The sequence below is a fragment of the Mangrovimonas sp. ST2L15 genome (assembly GCF_001280515.1).
Lineage (GTDB): Bacteria > Bacteroidota > Bacteroidia > Flavobacteriales > Flavobacteriaceae > Mangrovimonas > Mangrovimonas futianensis.
This window is the reverse complement of record NZ_LBIQ01000030.1, coordinates 1,226,730-1,253,235: the sequence shown is the minus strand read 5'-3', so window position 1 is coordinate 1,253,235 and position 26,506 is coordinate 1,226,730. Positions and strand designations below refer to the sequence as shown.

Annotated in this window: 27 protein-coding genes and 1 tRNA gene; 10 read left to right on the top strand and 18 right to left on the bottom strand. The window is 36.2% G+C overall.

Features of this window, described 5'->3' with window-relative positions:
• The first annotated feature begins 90 nt into the window (after positions 1-90).
• On the top strand, positions 91-798 hold the full coding sequence (gene pepE, locus ZA07_RS09355) for a dipeptidase PepE (RefSeq protein ID WP_053971427.1): 708 nt from the start codon (positions 91-93) through the stop codon (positions 796-798).
• 35 nt (positions 799-833) lie between these two features.
• Here the strand turns inward: pepE and ZA07_RS09350 are convergent.
• Positions 834-906: transfer RNA gene (locus tag ZA07_RS09350), tRNA-Gly, on the bottom strand.
• A gap of 135 nt (positions 907-1,041) precedes the next feature.
• On the opposite strand from ZA07_RS09350, the gene ZA07_RS16285 reads away from it, so the two are divergent.
• Positions 1,042-2,004 carry a GNAT family N-acetyltransferase gene (locus ZA07_RS16285; protein WP_231628664.1) on the top strand — a complete coding sequence of 321 codons (963 nt, stop codon included), beginning with the start codon at positions 1,042-1,044 and terminating at the stop codon, positions 2,002-2,004.
• A gap of 44 nt (positions 2,005-2,048) precedes the next feature.
• Here ZA07_RS16285 and ZA07_RS09335 read toward each other — a convergent pair whose 3' ends face one another.
• A complete protein-coding gene (locus tag ZA07_RS09335; protein ID WP_053971426.1) occupies positions 2,049-2,435 on the bottom strand; it encodes an ankyrin repeat domain-containing protein in 387 nt (128 codons plus the stop codon).
• A 258-nt stretch (positions 2,436-2,693) separates the two neighbouring features.
• Between ZA07_RS09335 and gpmI the strand changes: the two genes are divergently transcribed.
• Both gpmI and ZA07_RS09325 read left to right on the top strand, forming a co-directional pair.
• Positions 2,694-4,211 (top strand): 2,3-bisphosphoglycerate-independent phosphoglycerate mutase, encoded by a 1,518-nt coding sequence (gpmI, locus tag ZA07_RS09330; protein ID WP_053971425.1) that lies wholly within the window; start codon positions 2,694-2,696, stop codon positions 4,209-4,211.
• Positions 4,212-4,288: 77 nt separating this feature from the next.
• Positions 4,289-4,702: a BT0820 family HAD-type phosphatase gene (locus ZA07_RS09325; RefSeq protein WP_053971424.1), complete on the top strand. Its 414-nt coding sequence runs from the start codon at positions 4,289-4,291 to the stop codon at positions 4,700-4,702.
• 3 nt (positions 4,703-4,705) lie between these two features.
• Here ZA07_RS09325 and ZA07_RS09320 read toward each other — a convergent pair whose 3' ends face one another.
• A complete protein-coding gene (locus tag ZA07_RS09320; protein WP_053971423.1) occupies positions 4,706-5,977 on the bottom strand; it encodes an acetyl-CoA hydrolase/transferase family protein in 1,272 nt (423 codons plus the stop codon).
• Between the two features lie 121 nt (positions 5,978-6,098).
• Here ZA07_RS09320 and map point away from each other — a divergent pair, with 121 nt between their 5' ends.
• The 5 genes from map to ZA07_RS09295 all read left to right on the top strand — a co-directional run bounded on the left by map (position 6,099) and on the right by ZA07_RS09295 (position 10,534).
• A complete protein-coding gene (gene map / locus ZA07_RS09315; RefSeq protein ID WP_053971422.1) occupies positions 6,099-6,917 on the top strand; it encodes a type I methionyl aminopeptidase in 819 nt (272 codons plus the stop codon).
• 7 nt (positions 6,918-6,924) lie between these two features.
• Positions 6,925-7,707: a DUF3050 domain-containing protein gene (locus ZA07_RS16165; protein ID WP_053971421.1), complete on the top strand. Its 783-nt coding sequence runs from the start codon at positions 6,925-6,927 to the stop codon at positions 7,705-7,707.
• A 3-nt stretch (positions 7,708-7,710) separates the two neighbouring features.
• Positions 7,711-8,475, top strand: a complete 765-nt coding sequence (locus tag ZA07_RS16160) for a class I SAM-dependent methyltransferase (RefSeq protein ID WP_053971420.1) — start codon at positions 7,711-7,713, stop codon at positions 8,473-8,475.
• A 241-nt stretch (positions 8,476-8,716) separates the two neighbouring features.
• Positions 8,717-9,193, top strand: a complete 477-nt coding sequence (locus ZA07_RS09300; protein WP_053971419.1) for a peptide chain release factor-like protein — start codon at positions 8,717-8,719, stop codon at positions 9,191-9,193.
• A 288-nt stretch (positions 9,194-9,481) separates the two neighbouring features.
• A complete protein-coding gene (locus ZA07_RS09295) occupies positions 9,482-10,534 on the top strand; it encodes a DUF6340 family protein (protein ID WP_053971418.1) in 1,053 nt (350 codons plus the stop codon).
• A 3-nt stretch (positions 10,535-10,537) separates the two neighbouring features.
• Here ZA07_RS09295 and ZA07_RS09290 read toward each other — a convergent pair whose 3' ends face one another.
• Positions 10,538-11,512 carry an FAD:protein FMN transferase gene (locus ZA07_RS09290; protein WP_053971417.1) on the bottom strand — a complete coding sequence of 325 codons (975 nt, stop codon included), beginning with the start codon at positions 11,510-11,512 and terminating at the stop codon, positions 10,538-10,540.
• Positions 11,513-11,890, bottom strand: coding sequence for a hypothetical protein (locus tag ZA07_RS09285; protein ID WP_053971416.1), 378 nt, complete (start codon positions 11,888-11,890; stop codon positions 11,513-11,515).
• A 225-nt stretch (positions 11,891-12,115) separates the two neighbouring features.
• Between ZA07_RS09285 and ZA07_RS09280 the strand changes: the two genes are divergently transcribed.
• Positions 12,116-12,571 (top strand): hypothetical protein, encoded by a 456-nt coding sequence (locus ZA07_RS09280; protein ID WP_053971415.1) that lies wholly within the window; start codon positions 12,116-12,118, stop codon positions 12,569-12,571.
• A 27-nt stretch (positions 12,572-12,598) separates the two neighbouring features.
• Here ZA07_RS09280 and ZA07_RS09275 read toward each other — a convergent pair whose 3' ends face one another.
• The 13 genes from ZA07_RS09275 to ZA07_RS09215 all read right to left on the bottom strand — a co-directional run bounded on the left by ZA07_RS09275 (position 12,599) and on the right by ZA07_RS09215 (position 26,335).
• A complete protein-coding gene (locus ZA07_RS09275) occupies positions 12,599-14,164 on the bottom strand; it encodes a T9SS type A sorting domain-containing protein (protein ID WP_053971414.1) in 1,566 nt (521 codons plus the stop codon).
• Between the two features lie 159 nt (positions 14,165-14,323).
• A complete protein-coding gene (locus ZA07_RS09270) occupies positions 14,324-14,692 on the bottom strand; it encodes a hypothetical protein (RefSeq protein WP_053971413.1) in 369 nt (122 codons plus the stop codon).
• A gap of 10 nt (positions 14,693-14,702) precedes the next feature.
• Complete coding sequence (locus tag ZA07_RS09265; protein ID WP_053971412.1) at positions 14,703-15,452, bottom strand: hypothetical protein; 750 nt, start codon at positions 15,450-15,452, stop codon at positions 14,703-14,705.
• A 111-nt stretch (positions 15,453-15,563) separates the two neighbouring features.
• Complete coding sequence (locus tag ZA07_RS09260) at positions 15,564-16,340, bottom strand: LytTR family DNA-binding domain-containing protein (protein WP_197276722.1); 777 nt, start codon at positions 16,338-16,340, stop codon at positions 15,564-15,566.
• Positions 16,337-17,089 (bottom strand): sterol desaturase family protein, encoded by a 753-nt coding sequence (locus ZA07_RS09255; protein WP_053971411.1) that lies wholly within the window; start codon positions 17,087-17,089, stop codon positions 16,337-16,339. Before ZA07_RS09255 ends, ZA07_RS09260 begins: the two co-directional genes overlap by 4 nt.
• Entirely contained in the window at positions 17,086-18,108 is a 1,023-nt protein-coding gene (locus tag ZA07_RS09250; protein ID WP_053971410.1) for a sensor histidine kinase, read from the bottom strand. Before ZA07_RS09250 ends, ZA07_RS09255 begins: the two co-directional genes overlap by 4 nt.
• A gap of 165 nt (positions 18,109-18,273) precedes the next feature.
• Complete coding sequence (gene nqrF, locus ZA07_RS09245) at positions 18,274-19,581, bottom strand: NADH:ubiquinone reductase (Na(+)-transporting) subunit F (RefSeq protein WP_053971409.1); 1,308 nt, start codon at positions 19,579-19,581, stop codon at positions 18,274-18,276.
• Between the two features lies 1 nt (position 19,582).
• Complete coding sequence (gene nqrE / locus ZA07_RS09240; RefSeq protein ID WP_053971408.1) at positions 19,583-20,332, bottom strand: NADH:ubiquinone reductase (Na(+)-transporting) subunit E; 750 nt, start codon at positions 20,330-20,332, stop codon at positions 19,583-19,585.
• A gap of 76 nt (positions 20,333-20,408) precedes the next feature.
• Positions 20,409-21,053, bottom strand: a complete 645-nt coding sequence (locus ZA07_RS09235) for an NADH:ubiquinone reductase (Na(+)-transporting) subunit D (RefSeq protein ID WP_053971407.1) — start codon at positions 21,051-21,053, stop codon at positions 20,409-20,411.
• Positions 21,054-21,056: 3 nt separating this feature from the next.
• Entirely contained in the window at positions 21,057-21,854 is a 798-nt protein-coding gene (locus ZA07_RS09230) for a Na(+)-translocating NADH-quinone reductase subunit C (protein WP_053971406.1), read from the bottom strand.
• Positions 21,855-21,858: 4 nt separating this feature from the next.
• On the bottom strand, positions 21,859-23,058 hold the full coding sequence (locus tag ZA07_RS09225; protein ID WP_053971405.1) for an NADH:ubiquinone reductase (Na(+)-transporting) subunit B: 1,200 nt from the start codon (positions 23,056-23,058) through the stop codon (positions 21,859-21,861).
• A gap of 38 nt (positions 23,059-23,096) precedes the next feature.
• Positions 23,097-24,452: a Na(+)-translocating NADH-quinone reductase subunit A gene (locus tag ZA07_RS09220; protein ID WP_053971404.1), complete on the bottom strand. Its 1,356-nt coding sequence runs from the start codon at positions 24,450-24,452 to the stop codon at positions 23,097-23,099.
• Positions 24,453-24,937: 485 nt separating this feature from the next.
• The gene (locus tag ZA07_RS09215) at positions 24,938-26,335 is read right to left on the bottom strand and encodes a glycosyltransferase family 2 protein (protein ID WP_053971403.1); all 1,398 of its coding nucleotides are present in this window, start codon (positions 26,333-26,335) and stop codon (positions 24,938-24,940) included.
• Positions 26,336-26,506: the final 171 nt, after the last annotated feature.

Below are 26,506 nucleotides of genomic sequence, written 5' to 3'. Positions count from 1 at the left end.
GGAACTATTTTTCAAATGAATATTATCCTATTAAGATAATAAACTTTTGTTAAACCTGATATTGTCTACCTTTACAAAAAACAACACGAAATGAAACAAATTATAATGGCTAGCACTTCAACCATTCATGGGAGTGGCTATTTGGAATACCTGCATCCAGAACTTGAAGTGTTCTTTAAAAATATAACGAACATCTTGTTTATACCTTATGCCAGACCGGGAGGCATCAGTCATGATGCATATACTGAAATTGCACAAAAGGGCTTTTCAAAAATTGGTAAAAACATAACGGGGATCCACACGTATAATAACCCTATTGAAGCAGTAAAAAATGCCGAGGCTATTTTTACAGGAGGCGGAAACACCTTTGTTTTGGCAAACCAATTATACAAAAACCAGTTAATCGAACCCATAAGGGATGCCCTTTTCAATGGAACAAAATATTTAGGAACTAGCGCAGGAAGCAACATTTGTGGGTTAACCATGAACACCACCAATGATATGCCAATTGTTTACCCGCCAAGTTTTAAAACGTTAGGTATGGTTCCTTTTAACTTAAACCCTCATTACTTAGATCCCGTACCTGGAGATAATCACATGGGCGAAACTCGAGAAACCAGAATCAAAGAATTCCATCAATTTAATACGCAGCCGGTGGTTGGTTTAAGGGAAGGCAGTTGGCTACACATCGAAAACGAGAATATTACCTTAAAAGGTGAATTAACAGGCAGGGTATTTGAATGTGGGAAAACCCCTTATGAAATAGAAACGGGATCATCATTAAACAACCTGAAATAAATAAAAAAAGTCTCACAAATGTGAGACTTTTTTTGAGCGGGAGACCGGGTTCGAACCGGCGACATTCAGCTTGGAAGGCTGACGCTCTACCAACTGAGCTACTCCCGCGATTGCAGTTGCAAATATATTACTTACTTTTATTTCCAAACAAATTTTTCTTCTTTTTTTTGGAAAATTAATCGTGTTCTTAAATTCATAAATTACAAAAAACAACCTGCTTTTAAGCATACCAATTGAAACTCAATGACTTTAATTGCTGAAACAAATCGTTTGTATTTAAGAGAGTTTAATGCTTCGGATGCTATTCATTTTTTTGAGATGAACAAGGATCCTGAAGTGATTCAATTTACAGGCGACTCCTCATTCCCCTCACTTCAAGAAGCTCAAAAATTTATTGAAGCCTACGACCAATATAAAACATACAATATGGGCAGATGGGCCGTTATCAGAAAGGAAGATAATGCTTTCTTAGGCTGGTGCGGTTTGAAATTTCATCCAAAAGAACATTTGATTGAAGTTGGATATCGTTTCTACAAAAAGTATTGGGGGCATGGTTATGCCACAGAAAGTTGCAAAGCATCCATTACCTATGGTTTCAAAACACTGAAATTGGCGACTATTTTCGCCCATGCCCATAAAGACAATTTGGCTTCTCATAACGTCATTATAAAATCTGGTTTAAGTTGGATCGGCGATGGCTTTTATGATGGCATGCCCGCCAAACTTTATAAATTGAATAACCCTGATTTAAAGGTGAAAATAATCTCACCCTTGGAAACTCATGAAGTTAGACATCCTGTCTTGCGGGAAGGCAGACCCAAAGAAGATTGCGTTTTTAATGGCGATGATGATCCTGACACATTTCATTTGGGACTTTATTTCTTAAACGAATTAGTGGGAGTGGTTACATTTATAAAAAATCATCATCCAGACTTGGCTAATCCCAATCAATTTCAACTAAGAGGGATGGCAGTTCTATCATCGGCACAAGGCAAAAACTATGGCAGTCTATTGATTGATGCTGGAAATAAAATTCTCATGGAGAAGAAAATAGGATTGGTTTGGTGTAATGCCAGAGAAAAAGCACTTAATTTTTATTTAAGAAACGGTTTTGAAATCTTTGGTGAACCTTTTGAAATACCTCAAATAGGAACCCATTTCTCAATGTTCAAATCGCTTAAACATTTAAAGAAAAAGCCCCAGTAACCTGAGGCTTTTTCAACTAACCAACCGATGAAAAATGCTATTGATTATTTATCCAAAGCGCTTTTAATGGCAGCTTTGGCCTCAGTAGCATTAGACATTTCTGCATGTTCTAAGGCTGTATAGCCTTTGTCGCATTTTACTTTTAAGTTTGCACCGCTTTCAATAAGGTAGTTTAAAATCTCTACTCTATTGTATCGGGCTGCATAGATTGCTGGAGTCATTCCAGCTGATTTTTCATTGACATCAACACCTAGTCCTAATAATTTTTTTACTGTTTCTGTATCTCCCTTAACTATTGACATACATAAAGGACTAATTTTTGGTCCGATTAAGGTTTCCAATGCAGTTGATGATACTGGATTGTGATTGGCATTTACTAGACTAAAAGAAAAGCCTAATGCGATTGCAAGAATGACTGCTGTTTTTTTCATGATGAAAGATTTTTGATTAATGATTTTTTTGATTGTATTAAAGAGACGATTAAATTTTTAGATTGTTACACAAAATATTTTTTATAACATTTTATTAACTATCAGAGAACAAATCTGTTAAATTTTGTACATCTCTCTTTTTTGGGTTCCAGTTCCTTTCAGAAATCATAAAAATTCCATAAAGTCATTTATTTTAAAGTCCCATATTTATTCAAGACATTTATATGAATTATCTTTACAGTACCAAAGTTTGTAAACATGAATAAGAAAGTAATTTTAATGATTTTAGACGGGTGGGGAAAATCTCCAGACCCAAAAGTTTCAGCTATTGACAATGCCAATACTCCTTTTATAGATTCCCTATATACCAAGTACCCCAATGCTAGTTTGAGAACCGACGGACTTAATGTTGGTTTGCCAGAAGGCCAGATGGGAAACAGTGAAGTTGGACACATGAATTTGGGTGCTGGCCGTATTGTTTATCAAGATTTGGTAAAGATTAATATGGCTGTTGAAAAAGACACTTTAAAAGATGAAAAAGTCATTAAAGATGCCTTTGAATATGCCAAATCAAACAACAAACCAGTTCACTTTTTAGGATTGGTAAGCGATGGAGGGGTTCACTCGCACATAAAACACTTATTTGGTTTGATTGACGCTGCCAAAGACTATGGTGTACCATCGTCTTATGTGCATGCTTTCACAGATGGACGTGACGTAGACCCAAAATCAGGCTATGGGTTTATAGAAAGTCTGGAGAATCACGTAAAAGACACGAATACCAAATTAGCAACCGTCACCGGTCGTTATTATGCCATGGATAGAGATAAACGCTGGGAACGTGTCAAATTAGCTTATGACGCCCTGGTTAATGGAGAAGGGAGCAAATCCCAAGATGCTTTGGCTTCTATCCAAGAAAGTTATGATCAAGACGTTACTGATGAGTTTATCAAACCTATCGTCATGGTTGATGAAAACCAAGAACCTGTTACTAAAATTCAAGAAGGGGATGTGGTGCTGTTCTTCAACTTCAGAACTGACAGAGGCCGTCAATTAACAGAAGCCCTATCACAATCAGATTTCCATGAGCAAAACATGCACAAGTTGTCACTTTACTATGTCACCATGACTACTTATGACGACACCTTCCAAAACATACATGTGGTATATACCAAAGACAACTTAAAGGATACTCTAGGGGAAGTTTTGGAAAAACATCACAAAAAACAATTGCGTATTGCAGAAACTGAAAAGTATCCACACGTTACATTCTTCTTCTCTGGAGGAAAAGAAGAGCCTTTTGAAGGGGAAGAAAGAATTTTAAGAAACTCACCAAAAGTGGCCACTTATGATTTAAAACCCGAAATGAGTGCCTATGAACTCAGAGATGCTTTAGTACCTGTTTTACAAAAAGGGGATATTGATTTTGTATGTCTCAATTTTGCCAACGGTGACATGGTAGGACACACTGGCGTCATGGAAGCTGCTATCAAAGCATGTGAAGCTGTTGATGATTGCGTAAAAGATGTGGTTACAACCGCTCTTGAAAATGATTATTCAACTTTGTTGATTGCAGACCATGGGAATTGTGAAACCATGATCAATCCTGATGGCACACCAAATACAGCCCACACGACCAATCCGGTCCCAATTATTTTGATTGACAAAGACTTGAAAGAAATTAAGAATGGTATTCTAGGAGACATGGCTCCGACTATTTTACACATGATGGGCGTAGAACAGCCAGAAGCTATGACACAAAAATCATTAGTTTAAATACCTGATTCTAAGGAAAAATCAACCCTAAAATAAAATACTATTTAAAGTTGTAATTTTACGACCAAGACCGAAACATGAATTTTACAAACAAGTTAATCATTGCCGTAGATTTTGATGGAACCATTGTAGAGGATGCTTATCCTAAAATTGGAAAACCTAAACTATTTGCATTTGAAACCTTAAGACAGCTTCAAGAAGATGGACACCGACTAATCCTTTGGACTTACAGATGTGATGTTCGCCTAGAAGAAGCTGTAACGTTTTGTAAAGAAAATGGAATTCATTTCTATTCGGTGAACAAAAGTTTTCCTGAAGAACAATTTGACTATACAAAGAGTAGGAAAATCCACGCTGATTTATTCATAGACGATAGAAATATTGGAGGCTTTATAGGTTGGGGAGAAATTTATCAAATGCTATCTGACCCAAACAATGAACCTATAAAGCCTCCAAAAAAAAGGGGATTATTTTCGTTTTTTAAGAAATAACTTTTATCCGTTTATTAAATCAAAGTAGGTTCTAGCAATGTCCTCTCTATGATCGGGATGCGCTATTTCTGTCAATGCTTTTACACGTTGCTTAATAGTTTTTCCATATAAATCAGCTACTCCGTATTCAGTCACCACATAGTGAACGTGTGCCCTTGTTGTTACCACACCTGCTCCTGGATTTAAAGAAGGAACTATTCTACTGATACCTTTTCTGGTAGTTGATGGTAATGCAATGATGGCTTTTCCTCCTTCACTTAATGAGGCGGCTCTAATAAAGTCCATTTGCCCACCTACCCCAGAGTACATGTTTGATCCAATAGAATCGGCACAAACCTGGCCAGTTAAATCAATTTCAATAGCTGAATTAATGGCTACCATTTTAGGGTTCTGCTTCACAACCGAAACGTTATTCACATAATCAGAGCCTCTCATTTCCACAAATGGATTGTCATCTACATAATCATACAAACGTTGAGACCCAACCAAGAATGTGGCCATGGCTCGTCCTCTATTAATCGATTTATAGTTACAGGTGATAACATTATTCAAGATCAAATCAATAACTCCATCAGAAAACATCTCGGTATGAAGCCCCAAATCTTTGTGACTGGTCAACTTTGATAATACGGCATTTGGAATACTTCCTATACCCATTTGAAGCGTGCTTCGATCTTCTATAAGACCTGCCACATACTCCCCAATTTTGTTCTCTATATCGGTTGGTATGGTTGCTTCATGACCAAAAATGGGCGTATCAACCTCAACAAATGCGTCAATCTCTGAAATATGGATAATTCCCGCCCCATGTGTTCGAGGCATCTTAGGGTTCACCTGGGCAATCACGTGCTTAGCATTATCAATCGCTGCTAAAGTAGCTTCAACCGACACTCCTAAAGAACAGTACCCGTGTCTGTCTGGAGGTGAAACATGTATTAATGCCACATCTAACTTTAATATGTTTCTCTTAAATAAAATGGGCAATTCACTTAAAAATACAGGGGTATAGGACCCATTGCCTGCTCTTAAAGTATGTCTCACATTTTTTCCAATAAAAAAGGAATTAACATGAAAACTATCTTTATATTCTGGATTGGCATACGGTGCCGGACCTTCGGTGTGTAAATGACATACTTCCACGTTTCTAAGTTCTTCATGTCTTCTTGCAAGTGCTTGAACTAAAGATTGTGGCGCGGCAGCGGCAGCTTGAACATATACCCTATCGTTTGATTTAACTACTTTTAGTGCTTCATCAGCTGTAATAGACTCATACATGGCTTCTAATTTTCAACAAATTTAAAGACAAATAATAGGGAAAAACATGTCAAAAATCATAAAACGAGTTGATAAATAGACATCCATAAATTTTAAGTAACTTTGCCGATATTTTTGTGATATGATTATAGTAAAAACTAGAGAAGAAATAGAATTGATGCGTCAAAGCGCACTCGTTGTTTCCAAAACTTTGGGAATGCTAGCCAAAGAAGTAAAACCTGGTGTAACCACCCTTCAATTGGATAAAATGGCTGAAGAATTTATTAGAGATCATGGCGCGGTTCCTGGCTTTTTAGGACTTTATGGATGTCCTTCTACCCTACTTTGCAGCGTTAATGCAGCCGTAGTTCATGGACTTCCTACAGACAAACCACTTGAAGATGGCGATATCGTTTCTATTGATTGTGGAGCTTTGATGAATGAGTTTTATGGTGATCATGCCTATACCTTTGAAATTGGTGAAGTTGCTCCTGAAACCAAAAAACTTCTCGATATTACTAAAGAGTCTCTTTATGTAGGAATTCGTGAGTTTAAAAACGGTAACCGCGTCGGAGATGTTGGTTTCGCCATTCAAAAGTTTTGTGAAAATGAAGGCTACGGAGTTGTAAGAGAGCTTGTAGGGCATGGATTGGGTAAAAAAATGCACGAAGACCCAGAAATGCCAAATTACGGAAAACGTGGTCGTGGTAAAAAGTTTATCGAAGGTCAGGTTGTTGCGATTGAGCCCATGATCAATATGGGAACGCATAAAGTCAAGCAACTTAAAGATGGCTGGACTATTGTGACTCTTGATGGCAAACCAAGTGCCCATTTTGAACATGATGTGGCCTTAGTTGATGGTAAACCAGAAATTCTTTCAACATTTGCTTATATCTACGAAGCACTGGGAATTGAAAGTGATGAGGAAACTGAATTTAGACAAAAAGCTTTAGTCCTTTAAACAGTATATGAAACGAATTGAATTTGTAGAAAAGGAGCTCTCAAACCTGAGAACTACTTTAAACAACCATCCAGTTTATAAAGCACTTTCCCATATGGATGATGTAAAAATCTTTATGGAACAACATGTGTTTGCCGTGTGGGATTTTATGTCCCTTTTAAAGGCGCTTCAAAACCAACTAACTTGTACGAAAACACCATGGGTTCCAGCTCAAAATGCCACAACGGCTCGATTTATAAACGAAATCGTATTGGGTGAGGAAAGTGATTTAGATGAAAATGGCATTCCGAAAAGTCATTTTGAAATGTATTTGGACGCCATGAATCAAATAGGAGCCAACACACATACCATCCAAAATTTTATTGATCTAATTTCAAAAGGAGCATCTATTGATTCTAGTTTGGATAGTGTAAAGATTCAAAAAGAAACTGCCGACTTTATCAAATTCACGTTTGATATCATTGCCACAGAGGAGCCTCATAAAATTGCTTCGGCCTTTACTTTTGGCCGAGAAGATGTCATTCCTGATATGTTCTTTCAGATTATCAATCAATCACAAACCCAAGATCAAACCTATTCCAAACTCACTTATTATTTAAAGCGACATATTGAGTTGGATGGGGATGAGCATGGACCCCTATCTCTTAAAATGATTGAGGAGCTATGTGAGGAGAATGACCAAAAGTGGCAGGAGGTTTTGGAAGTAGCCAAAGAAGCCTTGAACAAAAGGATTGAACTCTGGAATGGTATTTCTGAATTAATCAATTCAAACCAACTACAAGAAGCCTAGGCATTGAAAAAACTTTTTAAAATATTGCTCAATACCATACCGAGACCTATTCTCATTAGGCTCAGCTATGTGGTTAGGCCTTTCATGGAATCATTTTTAAAAGGCTCTACCTACACCGACCCTATTGACGGCAAAAGTTTTAAAAGTTTTTTACCCTATGGTTATGGAGAACAGCGGCACAATGTCTTATCTCCGTCCACGCTTTCGTTGGAAAGACATCGCTTACTATGGCTGTTTCTCACAAAGGAAACTAACTTTTTTACCGACCATTTGAAAGTACTTCATTTTGCTCCTGAACAGGCATTTTATAAGCGATTTAGAAATATACCTCATCTGGACTATACCACAACTGATCTCAATTCACCTCTTGCAGATGTCAAAGCCGATATTTGCAACCTTCCTTTTGATGATAACACTTACGATGTGATTCTTTGCAATCATGTATTGGAGCATATCCCAGATGATACCCAAGCCATGAAAGAATTGTATCGCGTTATGAAGCCTGGTGGTTGGGGTGTTTTTCAAATTCCGCAGGATTTAAATCGGGCAACCACTTTTGAAGATGATAGCATAACGGATAAAAAGGAACGAGCCAAAATCTTTGGACAGTATGACCACGTACGCGTATACGGCAGGGATTATTTTGACAAATTACGAAGTATTGGTTTTCAAGTAGAGGAAGTTGATTATACCAAAACTTTTGAAAAAGAAGACCTGGAAAAGTATTGTTTGGCTCCGGGTGAAATTGTTCCTTTTGTGCGCAAATAAATAGCCGCTAATAAATCCAGAAAAATCTAACATGTTCTGAGAGAAATACTCATAAAAGGGTATATTTATCTTCCTATAATTAGTTGTGCAACATAAAAAAAGCCACCTGAAAACATTAAAAAACGTATTACTGATATTGGTTTTTACAGTTATCGGATGTAAATCCGAAAGGAAGCTAGACGGAAATTATTGTACTTGCCACAATGGACTTTATGCTGAATTATATATTGAAAATGACTCTATGCAATCCGCAACTAGTTTGGGTTGGATCTCGAATTGGAGAGAGTTTGACATAAAAAATGACACTATTTATCATTTATATTTTGGAGAAGGTTCAAAAAAAGCAAAAGCCAAGATAGGTTTCAAAGATAGAGGTGGATTTGAACTTTACTATCCAATGGATGGTGTTACTCATTCCTATAATAAGTTAAACTTGATAATTGAAAATAATATCACATATGAGCAATTTTGGGATGAATTCAATCAACGAAAAATAGAATTTGACTGTTTTACTTTTTCTGAGAGATATTTAGAGCTCGAAAGATATTTCGGAAAGGAAAATATAAGAATTGATTATAGTGGAGAAACCCATAATGAAGTTAAAATTACTCATATTCCCTCCGGAATAGTTGAAATCGAAACGGAACAGAAAACACAAGTGGAAAACGCAATTATCGCTATGAAAAGAATAAAATTGGAAATTGAAAAATCCAAATAGCATAACCTTGCAAAAAATTTAAAAATAATTGGTAGGTCACTGCTCGCAGGAAAGTCCTTCGGACCTTCCGAACATCTTTTCCCTTTCGCTTTCTTAAGCCCTTGAAACAATGTTTTCCTGCAGCCATATTTTAGAACAGCCACTTATAGATTCCTGTATCAAACCACTAATTTTCATTCCATTAAATTAAAAATGTTATCTTTATCCCGATGCAATTACTTTCCCCAAAAAGTTTTGCACACTAACTAAATATCTAAAATAACAGATTAACCCAAATCTAATTTAGACATGAAACCTACTATTACTATCCCTATTTATGCCCTAGTTTTAGGGGCTCTCCTTTTGACTGGTTGCCAGTCTATGAACCATCTTACTATGAGTGTGACAGAGCCTGCCCCTGTTCATGTATCTTCTCAAGTACAGCGCATTGGTATCCTTAACAGAAGTGAATCGACTTCCAATAAAACCTTAGATCAAATGGATCAAGTCTTTTCTCTGGAAGGAAAATTATTGGATAAAGAAGGTGCCCAACGTGTCGTTCAAGGCATTTCAGATGAATTTAAAAAACTAAACCAGTTTGAGATAGTCACTTTTATAGAAGCCGATCAAGTTGAAAATCCAGGTTTGGGAATTTTTCCTAGTAATATGTCATGGGAAACCGTCAATCAATTATGTCAAAAATATCAGGTGGATGCATTATTCGTCCTATCATTTTATGATACGGATGCCCACATTGCTTACAGCAATCAAACCGTACAAAAGTTGAACGCTTTTGAACTTAAAATTCCTGTGATTGAGCATACGGCCAAAATAACAACCAATATTAAAGCTGGTTTTAGAGTTTATAACAATCTTACCAAAGAAATATTGGATGAGTTTGTAATTGACCAATGGTCTACTTCAGTAGGCAAAGGTGTAAATCCTGCCAAAGCGCTAGAGGCCATCAGTGGACGCAAAGAAAATGTACTTCAAATAAGTGATCACTTAGGACATGATTATGCCTTACGAACCTTTCCATATAAAATTCGCGTGACTCGTGAATACTATGTAAGAGGTACGGAAAATTTCGAAATTGCAAAAAGGCGCGCTCAAACAGGAAATTGGGATGGCGCTGCAGAGCTTTGGGAAATGGAGACCAACAATCGTAAAGCAAAAGTAGCGGGACGCGCTTGTTATAACATGGCCATTATCAACGAGATTAATGGTGATTTAGAGGCAGCAACTTCCTGGGCTTCTAAAGCCTATACCGATTATGAAGACGGTAATGCCTTACGATATTTAAAGGTTCTTAATAATCGAATTGCTAAAAGTCAAGTCCTGGTATATCAAGAAAATGATTGAAAATTATTCTGGAAAACCATTTAATGATTTGGTTTCCAGCTCCCCCTTATCATTTTCAAAAATTAAAAAAACTTGAAGTTCGGGATGCGAAACCAAGAATTCCTCTATACGATCCATTCCCATGCTTTTAAAGGCTGTGGCATAGGCATCAGCCGTCATACAATTTTCTGCAATGACAGAAATGCTCAATAAGTTTGTTTTACTAGGGTAGCCAGTTTTGGTGTCAATAATATGGGAATATCGGTTTCCTAATCCATCAACCTTGAATTTTCTGTAGGTTCCAGAAGTTGCCATAGCCGCATCTTCCATATCGATGGTGCGCATTACGGATTGACTTCCATCAAAATGAGGCATTTCAACACCAACTTTCCATGGGCTTTCCTTTTGCGCGTTATAACCTCTACATCTTATTTCACCTCCTATCTCGACTAAATAATTTTTGACTTGTTTGCTTTCCAAAAATTCCCCAATAACATCTACACCGTAACCCTTGGCAATAGCATTAAAATCAATAAAAGCATTTGGAGCTGTTTTCTTCACATGGCTATCAACGATTCCCATTCTATTAAAACCTACCGATTTCATCAAACTATCTACCTGGATACTGTCAATATTTTGAATTGCGCCTTCAGGGCCAAAATCCCAAGCGTTTACAACACCTCCTATAGTAGGATCAAATGCACCTTCCGTATATCTATAAATAAGCTTAGAAGCCTCAAAAACGGTTTTAAAATGTTTGTCAAGTACGACATCTTCCCCTCTATTGATCCTTGAAATTTTAGAATCTTCAATATAAGTCGACATGGATTCGTTGACTTCATTAAAAAGCCTATTGAAATCTTTTTGGTAATTTTCAGAACCTTCGTAAATCACCGAATACGAAGTTCCGAATACAGGACCCGATAATTTAGTATTTTGAGGTGGTTTGGAACAAGAAAAAGCTATTAATAAAAGTAGGGCAAGTAAAGATTGTTTCATTTAGTTCAAATTGGTTTCTACGACTTGGATACCATTGTATTCCATAAGGTATTCTTCATTGAGGTAAATGGGTAAATCTTCGCCATCAGGATTCCCTAATCCCACTCCAGCGAAAAGGACTTTGGCATCCTTATCTCGAGCATGTTTTTTGAAAGATTCCATCCAAACCACATCATAATTATTAGGATTTTCAGGCAACAAGACCACCTTTACAATCACAAAATAGTATTGGGCATTCTTATCGATACAAACAAATTGTGGATGACGTTTCAATTGACTATTAACCGCTATAAATTCAAACCCTCTTTCCTCTAGGTCCTTCCCTACATGGTTCATAGCCAAATTATGCATTTCTTGTTTAGACAACGGTTTACCCATTTAGCAAAGGTATTACAAAACCCATAGAAAACGCAAAGATTTCATGCCTATGGCCAACGTAATTTCTAATTAAACTTTGATTCCACTTTGCCAATTTCATGTTTAAAACCATCATTCTGAACATATAAGTAGTATCCAATCAGAAGAATGTAATCCAATTTTAATAAACCTATAAGCGACCGATTCAAATAAATTCTGTAATTTAAGGATCCTATTCATGAAACTATGAGAACGAGTAAACGATTTGATCAGGCGATAAACAAACTATACGAGGCATTCCATAGCAATAGGCTACATCCCGAATGTTGTAAGCAGTGTGCGGTAGGTAACATTTTGGACGGTCAGGATTTTTGGAAACATTTATCCGACGATCATGGCTCTACCCAGTTAAATCTACTTGGTAAGCTTCACCAGGCTAAAGGAAAGCGTTTTAATGGCTATACTCCACAGGAACTATTATGTATTGAGGTTTCGTTTTTACGAGCTTGTGGTTATGAATTACCCGTACATTATAGAAATAACAAACCTGACAACCCTCAGGATAAAGAACTTCTTTTTCAAGGTCTATCAGCAGTTGTAAGTACTTTGTGTGAATTGGATCAAATTTCAAATGTAATGGATTGTTCTATGTTGTTTAATTATGAACATAAAAAAACCGACACTTTCGTGCCGGTTCAATAGCAAGACAAACTCACTAGCTATCATCAATCACAGTTTTATTATTTTTTTGGTAACACTTCCTGTTTGAGACGTTAATTTGACAAAATAAATCCCAGATGGGTGTTTTGAAAGATTTAAAGAACTCCCTATTTGTTTCCCAAGCACATCAAACACTTGAATTTGAGAGATGGTTTCTTTAGATATGACCTGAAGCATGCCTGTTGTGGGATTTGGATATAATTTTATTTGATCATCCAAATGATAGCTTGAAACACTTAAACTTTCGAAAGTATAACAAGCAGACATGGAGGTACAGCCATTTGTGGTTAAGATAACAGCATAGGTTCCATCTTCTGAAGGCATAAATACTTGCGACGTTTCACCCTCAATTGCCGTATTGTCATTATCACAATCTACCCATTGGTACGAAGTTCCCTCTGTGTCCCTTACAGCGGTTAAACTAGTGGCATCTACAGTCACTGCATTGGTATACAAACCATCAGGATCTGAAATAACTACAGGTAAAGTGATACTATCTTCTAAGTTGGGATCACAAAATTCATTGGTGATTGTCAAAATCACTTGGTGTACTCCTGGACATTCAAATGTGTAGGTTGGATTATTTTCTGTAATGGGTGTACCATCTCCAAAATCCCAAGACACTGAATCATAATTATTGCTCACATTAAAAAATGTCACAGCTACAGAATTGGTTTCGTAATCAAATTCAGGAGCAACAGGATAATAAGAAAAGAAAGCATTTGGGTCCAAACATTGCTCCACATCGATATAACTTGCAGAGGTAGGTACAAAAGTTCCTGCCACATCTTCGCCAATAACCTGCATCACTGGAACACCGTAATTTGCATCAAACCAGCTATAAGTAATAGTAGTTCTGGTAGTAGGAATGGTTTCTGTTTCTGTGACCACGGTATCATTTTGGATAACCGTAGTTTTCATTTTTAACACATCAGAATAAGTATCATAAGGAGTTACCAAACTTCCCCAGCCTTCTACATCATTCGTTCTTTCAATTTCCGAAGTGTACAAAATAGGAATTCCTAACGTATTTAAATCGAGTTCAAAGTTCCCATTATTGGTATATACATCACTATAATTCATGGGAAACTCATAGACCACATCAGGGTTTTCAAAGTCCACGGTAAATGGAATAGCAATTCCAGCAATCGTAAGTGATGCGCCTAACATTTTATTCTGTAAAGCTGCTGAATCAAGCATGTAGTGAGCTACTAAGTTGGTCACCCCATAATCTTGAATTTCTATACCATCAACCACTTGAGTAGCCAAATTAAAGGCATTATTAAACTCTGCATTACAATTGAAGACATATCCATTAGTTAAGCACCAGGTAGTTTTGTAGCCAGAGTTATTAGGATCATCCCAACTTACCGTTTCTTGGGAAGTTACGGATAGAGCACTAAAATCCCAATCGAAATTTTCGCCAGTGATGGTAAAATCTGTGGTTTGTATGCCCGTATTGATGCGACTCATGATATAGTTATCACCTATTTGAGCAAAATCTGAAGATTGGTAAGTAATTTGCGCCAGACCGACATTAGCAAGTAATAAAAGTAACAGGGTAATTTTTTTCATGTGATTGTGATTGGTTGATTAACACTTTAAAAATAGGTACTATCCTATAAACTAATAACTTCAAATGAAGTGAAACGGACAAATTTCAATTTGAAACGGACAAAAAAAAGCACCTTATCAAAATTGACAAGATGCCCAAACTAATCTAAACTCAACTAACTAACTTCTTGAAGCTTTAAACTTCTCTTTCATGGTTTTTCTATTCTCTTTCTTATGATCCTGAAAGGCGTCATATTCATCTTCTGTAAGAATTTGTTTTAAAGAAGTATCTCGTTCTTCATCCAAATCCTTAAGCGCTTGAAACTTTTTCATTTTACTCAAATCTTGAGTTTTTAAACTTTGCGTTTTAGTTGCAAAGGTTAAATTTACCTCATATACTTTTTTATAGGTCTCATCAGAGAAGCCTATTTGCTCCTGCATGTTTTCAGTTAAAGCAGTTGCTTTCTCTTCTGGTGTTTGGTCTTGTGCATAAGATTTACCTACAAACAACATCACGATTGCTAAAAATATCATGGTTAATGTTCTCATGTTTTTCAATTTATAAATTAATGATATAGGTGTTTCCGTTGATAACTAAAGTGGCTGTTCCATCGCCATTAAAGGTCAATGAACCATTGTAACTGTATTGGTTTCCAGTAGAAGATATTCCAACGAATGTCACAGCAGCAGTACCAGATAAGATTTCATAAGAATATTTATTGGCAGCTAAGTTTTGAATGGTGATGGTTAAGGTACTTTGAAATTGATTCATGTTTCTCACCTTAGATATTTGTGAACCTTCTCTCACGTAGGCTCCATTTAATTCCACAACACTATTACTAGGTGATAAACCTGTCATAGTCCATTCTAAACTTGATTCATCGTCAGAGCTCATTCTAGGAGTTTCATAAGCTCCAGAAAAGTTCAAACTGTAATTCATCACATCTGGGTGTGCATTGGCGTCACAGATCATTAAAAAGGTTCTGGACACATCATAGCTATAACTATAATTGGTAGCTGTATAATCTTCAGAATAGGCATCATTGTAGGTTTCCCCACATGCCACATCAGCAGCTTCATTAAACATACCTTCTTCGTCAGCTTTCATAACCGCGGTTTCCACAGTTTGTGAGATTCCATTAGTTTCTTTAGCTAATGAACTTTCTATAGCATCTACAGCTTCTTCTTCGGTGATGGTTTGTGTATTGGTATCCTCATCATCTTTATTACATGATGTGAATGTGATCATTCCAACCATAGCGATGGCAAGAAACATGTGGGCTCTTTTAAATAGACTTCTTTTTTTCATGACTTTTGATTTATTAAGTTTTACACCTCAAAAGTAGCATTAGAAGCTATGGTATATGATAAGAATGAAGTGAAACGGACAAATTACAGGATGAACCGTCCGAAACCTAAATTAGGCATTTTCCAACCATCTAAGCAACTGTGGAGACTTGGTTTTGCTCACAATAATCACCTCGGAAGTAGGCACTTGCAATTTTAAAACCATACGTCTGGAAAAGTAATTCTCCAAATCCTGAACAGCGTCTCTGTGAATAATAAATTGACGGTTAGCTCTAAAAAACTCATCTGGATTTAAGGAGGACTCCAATTCATCTAGAGTTTGATTCAAGGTATATTTTTTGTTTGAAAATGTGACTAAATAAACATTCCCCAAATCATATTGCAAATAAGCAACCTCAGACATTTTTAAGGGAATCATTTTACCTTGAAAATGAACCAATATGGTCTTTTTATATGGATTAGTAAGTTGTGACAATAAGGCATCTAATTTGCTTTTATCCGTATCGTTTGAAGCAGTTTTTCCAAAGAGATTCTTCATCTTTTGAAATTTATCCAAACTTACATGTAGCTTATCGTCATCAATGGGTTTGAGTAGATAGTCAATACCATTGGTTTTAAAGGCATCAATGGCATACTCATCAAAAGCAGTGCAAAAAATGATAGGTGACTCGATATCAATCTGTCTGTAAATTTCAAAGCTCAAACCATCTGCTAATTGGATATCAGAGAAAATCAAATCGGGGGCTTCATTATTTTCAAACCAATTCAATGCCCCTTTTACAGATTGCACAATTCCCAAAACTTGAGTATCTAGTGATGCATCTTCTATACTTTGCTTAAGAGCTTTGGCAGTTTTTATTTCATCTTCAATAATGAGAACCGTAATCATAAATTCTTTAGTTGGTTAAGCGTTTCCTGATACTTAGGATGTGTGGTTCCCATAAGTTGATCCCAAAATCTAAAATACAAGCCATAATTACCTTTAAAATAATGGTGATGCATGTTATGGTTGGTTGACGTGTTGAACCAAGAACCCAATTTGGTCTTTAAAAGCCATCTTGGAAAAATCTCAAATCCTAAGTGTCCATAGACGTTGTAAGATAGCATGAATATCATAAATAATGCAATAGCTACAGGATGAATAGGAATAAGCATAACAACTACCAAAATAACACCACCTTCTACAAGAGCTTCTAAGGGATGAAAGGAATAAGATGCCCAAGGACTTGGATTGGTGGATTTATGATGAACCAAATGAAAGTATTTAAACAATTTGGGATGATGCATCATTCGATGAGTCCAATAAAAATAGGTATCATGGATCAAGATGGCCAAAATGACACTGAAGATAACATACCAGATGCTATGCTCTGAAAAGTCCCTGTATATCTTTGTAAATTCTGATAAAGGTGACTTAAAGATTAAAGCTGCATAAAGAGAAAAAATCACCATAGTTAAAAAGGAAAAACCTATCTCACGGCGATAATCCTTTCTTTTAGGAAACAATTTTTGAATCTTTATCTTGATAAAGTTTCTTTTGAAAAGGATATAAAACAAACTAAATGCGATTCCAGCAAACACAAAATAGCGTAATGCCATAAGGAATAAAAAAAACGGATAACTTCTTTCTTCCATCATAATTTTAAATCTTGTTCTGTTAATAAAGGAATTTTGACAGTGAAGTTTTGATCAGTTTTATAGATTTCAATTTGTTGATTGGCTAATAATTTATATCGTTTGTTAATGTTATCCAGTCCTTTGCCTGTACTTTCTTCATGAGTGAGTTTTGGCTGTAGATTATTGGTTACCACTAACAGGGATGCTTCATTTTTAATTTGAACAGATAATGGATCGTCTAGTGATACAACATTATGCTTAATTGCATTTTCAACAAGAAGTTGTAATGCCAATGGCGGTAATAGTTTGGATTTCAATGTTTGATCAATATCCATATCTACCACTAAAGCTTCCTCAAAGCGTTCATGCAAAATATATAAGTAAGATTGAATAAACTCCAATTCTTCTTCTAAAGTCGTGACATTACTTTCCTTAAACCCTAAAAGATATCGGTACACATTGGAAAGCTGTAACACATATTTTTTGGAGGAAGCATCTGGCACAATGGTTCTTAAGGTGCTTAGGGAATTAAACAAAAAGTGTGGACTAATTTGGGACTTTAAGGAATGTAATTGGGCTTCAAGTTTTTCCTTCTTTAAGGATTCAATTTCCAATAGGGCCTGTTGTCTATCGGATAACACATGTAAATAATACATGATGAGATAAATAAAAATACTAAAAACAACCCCTCTCAAGAACATTAAAACATTGAATTGTCTTTTTGAAAGGACTTCTACCAAGGGCATGTCTGTAATCAATGGATTAAACTCTTGCAGAAACCACTGGGTAATCATTTGATAGATCACAGAAATAATTCCAGAAACAATTAAAAACAAGACTCCATAAACGATGCGTTTATCATTCTTCTTAATTATCCATTGTGCCATCAGGCCAAAAATCACGCATAACAGGAACAAATAGAAGAAATGTCCCATCATGGCAGGAATATCATTCAGGCTAGGGCGCAAAAGCCTAGGAAATGTAACAATGCTGCTAACTAGAGCACTCACCCAAATGGCTATTTTATACTGTTTTCCCATGAATGACATTACATTTTGATTCAAATGTAAAAGATAAACAATCTATCTTTAGAAAGGAATCAATGAAACGGACAAATTCAACTATGAATAGCCAATAGTTGCGCATAAAAAAACCGACTCTTGAAGGAGTCGGTTTTTTTTAATTTTATCAGGTCATGTGACTTTCTATCCACCAAAGTCATCAAAACGGATATTCTCATCTGGGATACCAAAATCTTGTCCCATTTTCTCTACCGCTTTGTTCATTAATGGAGGTCCACAGAAGTATAGTTCAATATCTTCTGGGGCATCATGATGATTCAAATAATTTTCTATTACACAATTGTGAATGAATCCTACAAATCCATCACCAGGTGCATCTATATTCTCTTTAACTTTCCAGTTATCTTCTGGTAAAGGCTCAGATAGGGCCAAGTAGAATTTAAAGTTAGGGAATTCTCTTTCTAATTCTCTAAAGTGCTCTAAGTAGAATAACTCACGCTTAGAACGTCCACCGTACCAATAAGTTACCTTTCTACCAGTTCTCAAAGTTTTGAATAGGTGGTATAAGTGTGAACGCATTGGCGCCATTCCAGCTCCACCACCAACATATAACATTTCAGCATCTGACTCGTTGATAAAGAACTCTCCGTAAGGTCCTGAAATGGTTACTTTATCTCCTGGCTTTTGATTAAAAATGTATGACGAGGCAATTCCTGGGTTTACATCCATCCAACCATTTTTAGCTCGATCCCATGGCGGCGTTGCAATACGAACGTTCAACATAATATCACGACCTTCTGCTGGATAAGAAGCCATAGAGTAAGCTCTCTCAACAGTTTCATCATTTTTCATCACTAATGGCCATAAACCAAATTTATCCCATTCAGCTTGAAACTTATCAGGCGTTTCATGCTCTTCAGGGTGAGCCGTGATATCAATATCTTTATAATTAATTGTACATGGAGGAATTTCTATCTGAATGTATCCTCCTGCCTTGTAATTCATATCTTCAGGAATACGTACAACAAACTCCTTGATAAAAGAAGCTACATTGTAGTTTCTCACGACCTCTGCTTCCCATTTTTTGATTCCAAAAATTTCTTCTGGAATTTCAATTTCCATGTCTTGCTTTACCTTCACTTGACATCCAAGACGGGCTCCTTCTTTCAATTCCTTTCTTGTAAAGTGAGGCGTTTCAGTTGGCAATGCTTCACCTCCGCCAGACAATACATGACATTCACATTGAATACATGTACCTCCACCACCACATGCTGATGGTAAAAATATTTTCGCATTTCCTAAAGTAGACAATAAAGTTCCTCCAGAAGCTACCTCTATTTCCTTTTCACCATTAATTTTAATGGTTACAGGACCTGATGGAGATAGTTTTTGCTTGACAAATAATAACAGGGCAACCAATAGAATGGTTACTATTAAAAAGGCGGCTACCGTTGCTACTACAGTTCCTAATGTACCTGCGGCTAAAATCATGTTACTCGTTTACTTTAGTATTATTAGCTAATGTTTTTACTTCTTCTTTAACCTCTTCCTTTACCAATTCTTCATTTGGTGTTGCGGGTTGCTCTATAACAGCAGATTTCTCTTCCTTCTTTCCAGCATCATCTCCACCTGTCAACATACCTCCAAAACTCATAAAACCGATGGCCATAAGCCCAGTAATGATAAAGGTGATACCTAATCCTCGTAATGGAGCAGGCACGTTTGAATATCTAATTTTCTCACGGATAGCAGCAATGGCCAAAATAGCCAAGAACCAACCTATACCAGAAGAAATTCCATAATTAAAGGCCAAACCTATAGAAGGAATTTCTCTAGACTGCATGAATAATGAACCACCCAAGATAGCACAGTTAACAGCAATCAATGGTAAGAAAATACCCAAAGAATTATACAACGCTGGAGAAAATTTCTCTACTACGATTTCTACCAATTGAACCATGGTTGCAATGGTAGCAATAAACATAATAAAAGAAAGGAAACTCAAATCATAAGAAGCATATTCTTCTCCTAACCATTTTAAAGCACCTGGTTGAAGTACATATTGATCGAGTAACCAGTTTACCGGCACAGTTACAGCTAATACGAAAATAACTGCTGCCCCTAGACCAACTGCTGTACTTACTTTTTTAGATACCGCAAGGTAAGAACACATCCCAAGGAACGTGGCAAATACCATGTTATCTATAAATATTGATTTGAAAAATAATTCTACGTGTTCCATTTGATATTAGTTTTTAGTTTCTTGTTGTTAGTTGCTTGCCTGTAATAGACCATCAACCTCTAACCATAAACTAAATTTAGTCTTCAATTAAATCTTTATTTCTACTACGTTGTACCCAAATAATGATACCAACAACAATCAAGGCCATAGGTGACAACAACATAAATCCGTTATTCTCATAACCTATTGAATACAAACCTGTTTTTTCAATTGGGTCTCCTAAAACTTTAAATCCTAATAAAGTTCCAGAACCTAAAAGCTCTCTAAAGAAACCAACGATTACAAGGATTAATCCATATCCAGCAGCGTTACCAATCCCGTCAAGGAAAGATCTCCATGGTCCGTTACCTAAGGCAAAAGCTTCAAAACGTCCCATAATGATACAGTTGGTAATAATTAATCCCACGAATACCGAAAGGGTTTTACTCAATTCATAAGAGAAGGCTTTTAAAACCTGATCTACTATAATTACCAAGGCAGCTACAACAACCAACTGCACAATAATTCTAATTTTTGAAGGTATAATGTTACGTATTAAAGAAATAACTACGTTACCAATTCCTAACACGGCCATTACCGAAATAGCCATTACAATTGAAGCTTTTAATTGCGCCGTAATTGCTAAAGCTGAACATATTCCTAATACCTGAATAGTAATAGGGTTGTTATCTGCTAATGGATCTGTAATTAACTTGGCGTCTTTTTTAGATAAAAGTCCCATAAATTAATTGTTTTTTAAATTATCAAAATAAGGCTTGTAAAGCTTCAAATCGCTTTTCAACATGGCTGCTACACCGTTTCCAGTAATAGTAGCACCTGCTATGGCATCAACCGCGTTATCTTCTTTGTCTTCATTCTTAGGATCGGCATTACCTTTAGCAACATCAATTCCTTTAAAAGATCCTTGAGACAACAAATACTCACCAGTAAAATCATCCATAAAGAAACGCTCTTTAATATTGGCTCCTAAACCGGGTGTCTCACCAGCGTGATCAAAAAATACGCCTTGTACGACCATATTCTCATCCATGGAAACAAATCCCCAAATAGCATCCCATAATCCTTTACCATAAACTGGAGCGATGTAAAAGGTTTTTCCATCCTTCTCTCCAATAAATAAAGGCAAACGTCTTTGTTCTTTATTTGCTTTCTCTTTTTTGATGTCCATTAAATAAACATCAGTTCCATAGTCATCTTTAGGTTGGGTTTCATAATCCTTAACAATTTCTCCACCTTCAACTTCTTTAATAACTGAACCATTAAGATCTAGAACCAATTGCTTTTTGATGTACTCATTGAAAAGCTCTGGTGCTTGGTTAGCATCCACAAACACAGCGCTACTCTCGTCATTATTATTGACACCCATAGCATAAAGTATGTTTTGCTGCTTTTCAATCTGCTTATTCTTATCAATTCTTGGTCTTAAAGATGAAGCCGTAAAAGCCAACAATGCTCCAACTATAATCACCATTGCAACGGCAAATAATACGGTATATACGTTACTGTCTGTTTTATTACTCATTGTCTTAAGCTGTTTTTGCTTTTAAACGTTTCATTCTTTTCTTCACATTACCTTGAACCACATAGTGGTCAATAGTAGGTGCAAATACGTTCATCAATAATATGGCCAACATTACTCCCTCTGGGTAAGCTGGATTGAACACACGGATAAGGATAGAAATAAATCCTACCAAGAACCCGTAAATCCATTTTCCTTTATTAGTTTGTGAAGCGGTAACTGGATCTGTAGCCATGAAAACAGTACCAAAGGCAAAACCACCAATCAATAAATGATGCCAAAATGGGGCACTCATTAATCCGTAGAACTTACTACCCTCTACAATCCAACCAGAGCTTACAACACCGTTAAAGATCAAGCCCATTGCTATGGCTCCTAAAACAGAAGACAGCATAATTCTCCAACTTCCTATTTTGGTAAAAATCAAGAAAAGACCCCCTAGTAAAATCAAGAAGGTTGAGGTCTCTCCCACCGAACCAGGAATAAAACCGTAGAACATATCCATCCATGTATAATCAATGGTCTGCCCCTGAGCTAAACTACCTAGAATTGTTTCACCAGACATCGCATCAACATTGGCTCCTGAAGCTATTTCATTAGCTCTCTCTACAGCACCATGTACCCATACTTTATCCCCTGACATCCAGGTTGGATAAGCAAAGAACAAGAAAGCACGAATAGTTAAAGCTGGATTTAGGATGTTCATCCCAGTTCCTCCAAATACTTCTTTTCCGATAACAACACCAAAGGCTACGGCTACAGCCAACATCCAAAGTGGTAAATCTACAGGTACGATTAAAGGAACCAGCATTCCTGTTACCAAATAACCCTCTTCCACTTCATGTCCCTTGATAGTAGCGAAAAGGAATTCAATTCCCAATCCCACACCATAGGAAACAATAACTAGTGGTAATACTTTTATCAATCCAATGTAAAACGCATCCCAAGACAAAAAGTCAACAGGTGCACCAGCTGAAATATAATGCTGATATCCCGCATTGAACATTCCAAAAATCAAACATGGCACCAAGGCCATGATAACGATATTCATGGTACGTTTTAAATCATCGGCAGCCTTAATGTGAGTTCCACCATGGGTGGTATCATTAGGCATATATAGAAAAGTATGCAACGCATTGAACGCCGGTGCCATCTTGGTACCTTTATACTTTTCTTTTAAATTATGTAATGTACTTTTTAAACTCATTATTTCTTATTTTTCATTCTGAAGAACAAAACGAATCATTAACCAATTTCTTTAATCATCAAATCCAATCCTTCTCTAATAATCTTTTGATGTGGTTGTTTAGAAACACAAACAAATTCAGTTAAAGCAAAGTCCTCTGGCGCTACCTCATACATTCCTAAAGCTTCCATTTCATCTAGATCTTTATACATACAAGCTTTTAGAATTTGCATTGGATAGATATCTAAAGGAAAAACTTCTTCATAATTACCAGTTACCACAAATGCTCTATGCTCTCCGTTGGTATTTGTATCCAGTTCAAATTTCTTCTTAGGAGATAACCAAGAAAAGGTCAATGCTCTAGAAGTTGATATTTTATTAAATATAGGTCTATTCCACCCGAAGAAATCATAATCATCTCCTTCTGGAATAACCGTTATGGTATTGCTATAATAGTCTAATGCACCATCTGGCTTCACTTGTTTACCGGTTAAAACGTTCCCAGAAATAATTCGGTCGTTACCGTTTTGCTCCACTCCATTGTCATAAACCATTGTTGCTACTTCACTACCTATTTTGGTTTTAAAGTATCTTGGTTTTTTCACAGAAGATCCTGCTAACGCCACAACACGTTCTGCATTAAACTTACCTGTAAGTAACAATTCACCTATGATCACCAAATCTTGAGGATTAACCGTATAAACAGTTTCGCCTTTATTAACAGGATCAATCCTATTGATTTGAGTTCCAACATTTCCAGAAGGGTGAGGACCACTTACTTTGTGAAGTGTAATTCCAGACAGTCCCGCTAGAGGCGAATTGGAATTAGCTCCAACACTCACATGGATTTTACCTGATGTCAATTTCCCTAAAGCGTCAATAGCAGCCTGAAGCTCAGCTTCTTTACCTTGCAGAGTGAAATCATAATCTGCAGCCAAAGGCGCTGTACCATAAGCTGAAATAAAAATAGCTTTTGGCGATTTTGAAGGGTTGGCAATTACATCATAAGGACGTTGTTTGATAAAAACCCAAGCACCTGATGCAAGCAAAAAAGACTTCACTTTTTCTGCATCAGCTCCAGCGATATCAAATTTACCATGATCTACATAGCTTTGCTCTTTATCGGCTTTAATCTTGATAGCCATGATACGTCTTCTCGCTCCACGTTCTACTTCAACTACCTCACCAGATACTGGAGATACAAACTTCATTTCTTCAACATCTTTGTTGTAGAAAATAGTTTCACCTGCTTTAACTTTAGTACCCTCTTTTGCGATAAGTTTCGGAAGAACTCCGTGGAAATCTTCTGGTCTGATGGTGCAGAAGTTGCTAACAATGGCATTTTCCAGCCTTTTTTCAGCTTCACCAACAAGATTAATGGTCAGACCTTTTTTAATCTTAATGTCGTTTGACATAGGTTCAATATTGAATTTAATTGTGCAAAAAATCGACGCAAATTTACAAACTTAATAGAAATAATGAACTTTTTAATGAATGCTAATTATTTATTTATACTTATTCTAAATAGCTTAAAACAGCACATTTTAAACATCTGTTAACCTGATAATTAATACAATATTTCTCCTGGAAAATGGCCTTTATACCACGTATACTATAATTTCTACATCAATTTCACACAAATATTTATTTTAAACAATTAAAAAACCACACCATATTAAGATAAACCTACATTCTTAATTTCAAAAACCATGTACTTCATAAATAAGTATTATTTCTTCATCATTTAATTCAATACAAAAGATATCTCAATAGCAATATAATTGAATTTAAAAGGCAGCCCTTTAAGCACAATTAAAGGAACTAAATGAATTTCGAAATAGAAAAAAGGCCTGCTTCTTTTGAAACAGGCCTCTCTCACCATATGCCCCTTATTATTATGTTAAGCTGTTGGTAAATCCCTAGTTAACCAACCTCTTCTACTGGCCGTAGCAATAGCATATGGCGTAATCCAAAACAATCCAAATGTATAGAGGATACTATATGAATAGGCCCAAAAGGACTCTGAAAATTTGTACCGTTTGGCATAGAAAAGCATTGGGAAACTTGAAAAGATTAAAATACCCAACAACGTCGAACTAATAAAAAGCACCGGATGTGTTAATATGAATAGTAACATAAATATCAAAAAAGGATAACACATCACAATTTTGAAGGATTGATTTAAAAAGAGAAGTCTAGCTCCCGACTTTGAACCTTCCCTAAAATTGGTGAATACATATTTAGCCATGGCAATATTTTCCCTGACATTACTTCTACCCCATCTAATGAACATTTTGTAAAGACCTTTATACTTTTCTGGCACGTTTGTATAAGCATAAGCATTTCTTTGGAATAGAACAGAATGCCCTTGCTTCAATATCATGTTAGTCATCGCTCGGTCCTCTCCAATGTCTGATGGCTGCCCCATAAAAGTCTGATTAATCCACTCATCCAAACATGCAAAGACAGCAGATCTTCTATAAGCCGCTAAAGCCCCAGGGGTACACAATACTGAATTTAATTGACTTTCGGCTGACCTTACGAATTCAAAACTTAATACAAAACTTACATTAAGCATTTTCGGCAACAATGCCTTCTCATTATTTAGAACTCTAATGTTTCCAGCTACAGCCCCACATTTCTCATTAACAACAAAAGGACTTACCAGGTTTTTAAGCGTATCAGAATCTACAACTGAATCACTATCTACCGTGACAAAAATATCTCCTTTACCCATTTTAAAACCTCGATAAAGCGCATGCCTCTTCCCTTGATTTTTAGGTTGCTGCAGGATTGTAACGCGATCTCCCAATACTTTTTTAGCCTCATTCATCCAGAACCAAGTATTATCTTGACTTCCATCATCTATAGCCAACAATTCCAATTTTTCTTCAGGATACTCGCTTTGAGCTAGACTCAATAAAGTAGCATACACCTGTTTACCTTCATTGTATGCAGGAACAATCACAGTACAAGTAGGCAATTCCTCATTTGAAACAGCCTTGACTGAGCGATATCTGAAATATAAATAAAGGGTGTATAGGAAGTAACCTCCTTTGAAAAAGAATAAACCAGTGGCTATCCAAAAGAAAATGGCTCCAATAGTAGAGTTCAATCGCTCTTCTCTAAAGGCTAAAAATTGTTCTTGATAATAAACAGCAAGAAAAGCTGCAATAATCATTAGCAGAAAGGTTCCCGCCAAAACTATAGTATTTCGTGGATTGAAAGTTTTATTTGTTTGATGATTTTGATTTGGATACTCCAAATTCAATTCTGAGGGACTATTATTTTTTCTCATTAATTATGTTTCGATTTGTTCAATTTGATTTCACAGACTCCTATTCAATCCCTGTGCCATTCCAAAAACAACCAAAATATTAGCTCTATAAGCCTTCATCTATTTCAAAACCGTATAATTTTTACACAAACTAGGGACAGATTACACACTTTCTGATACACCTTATATAAA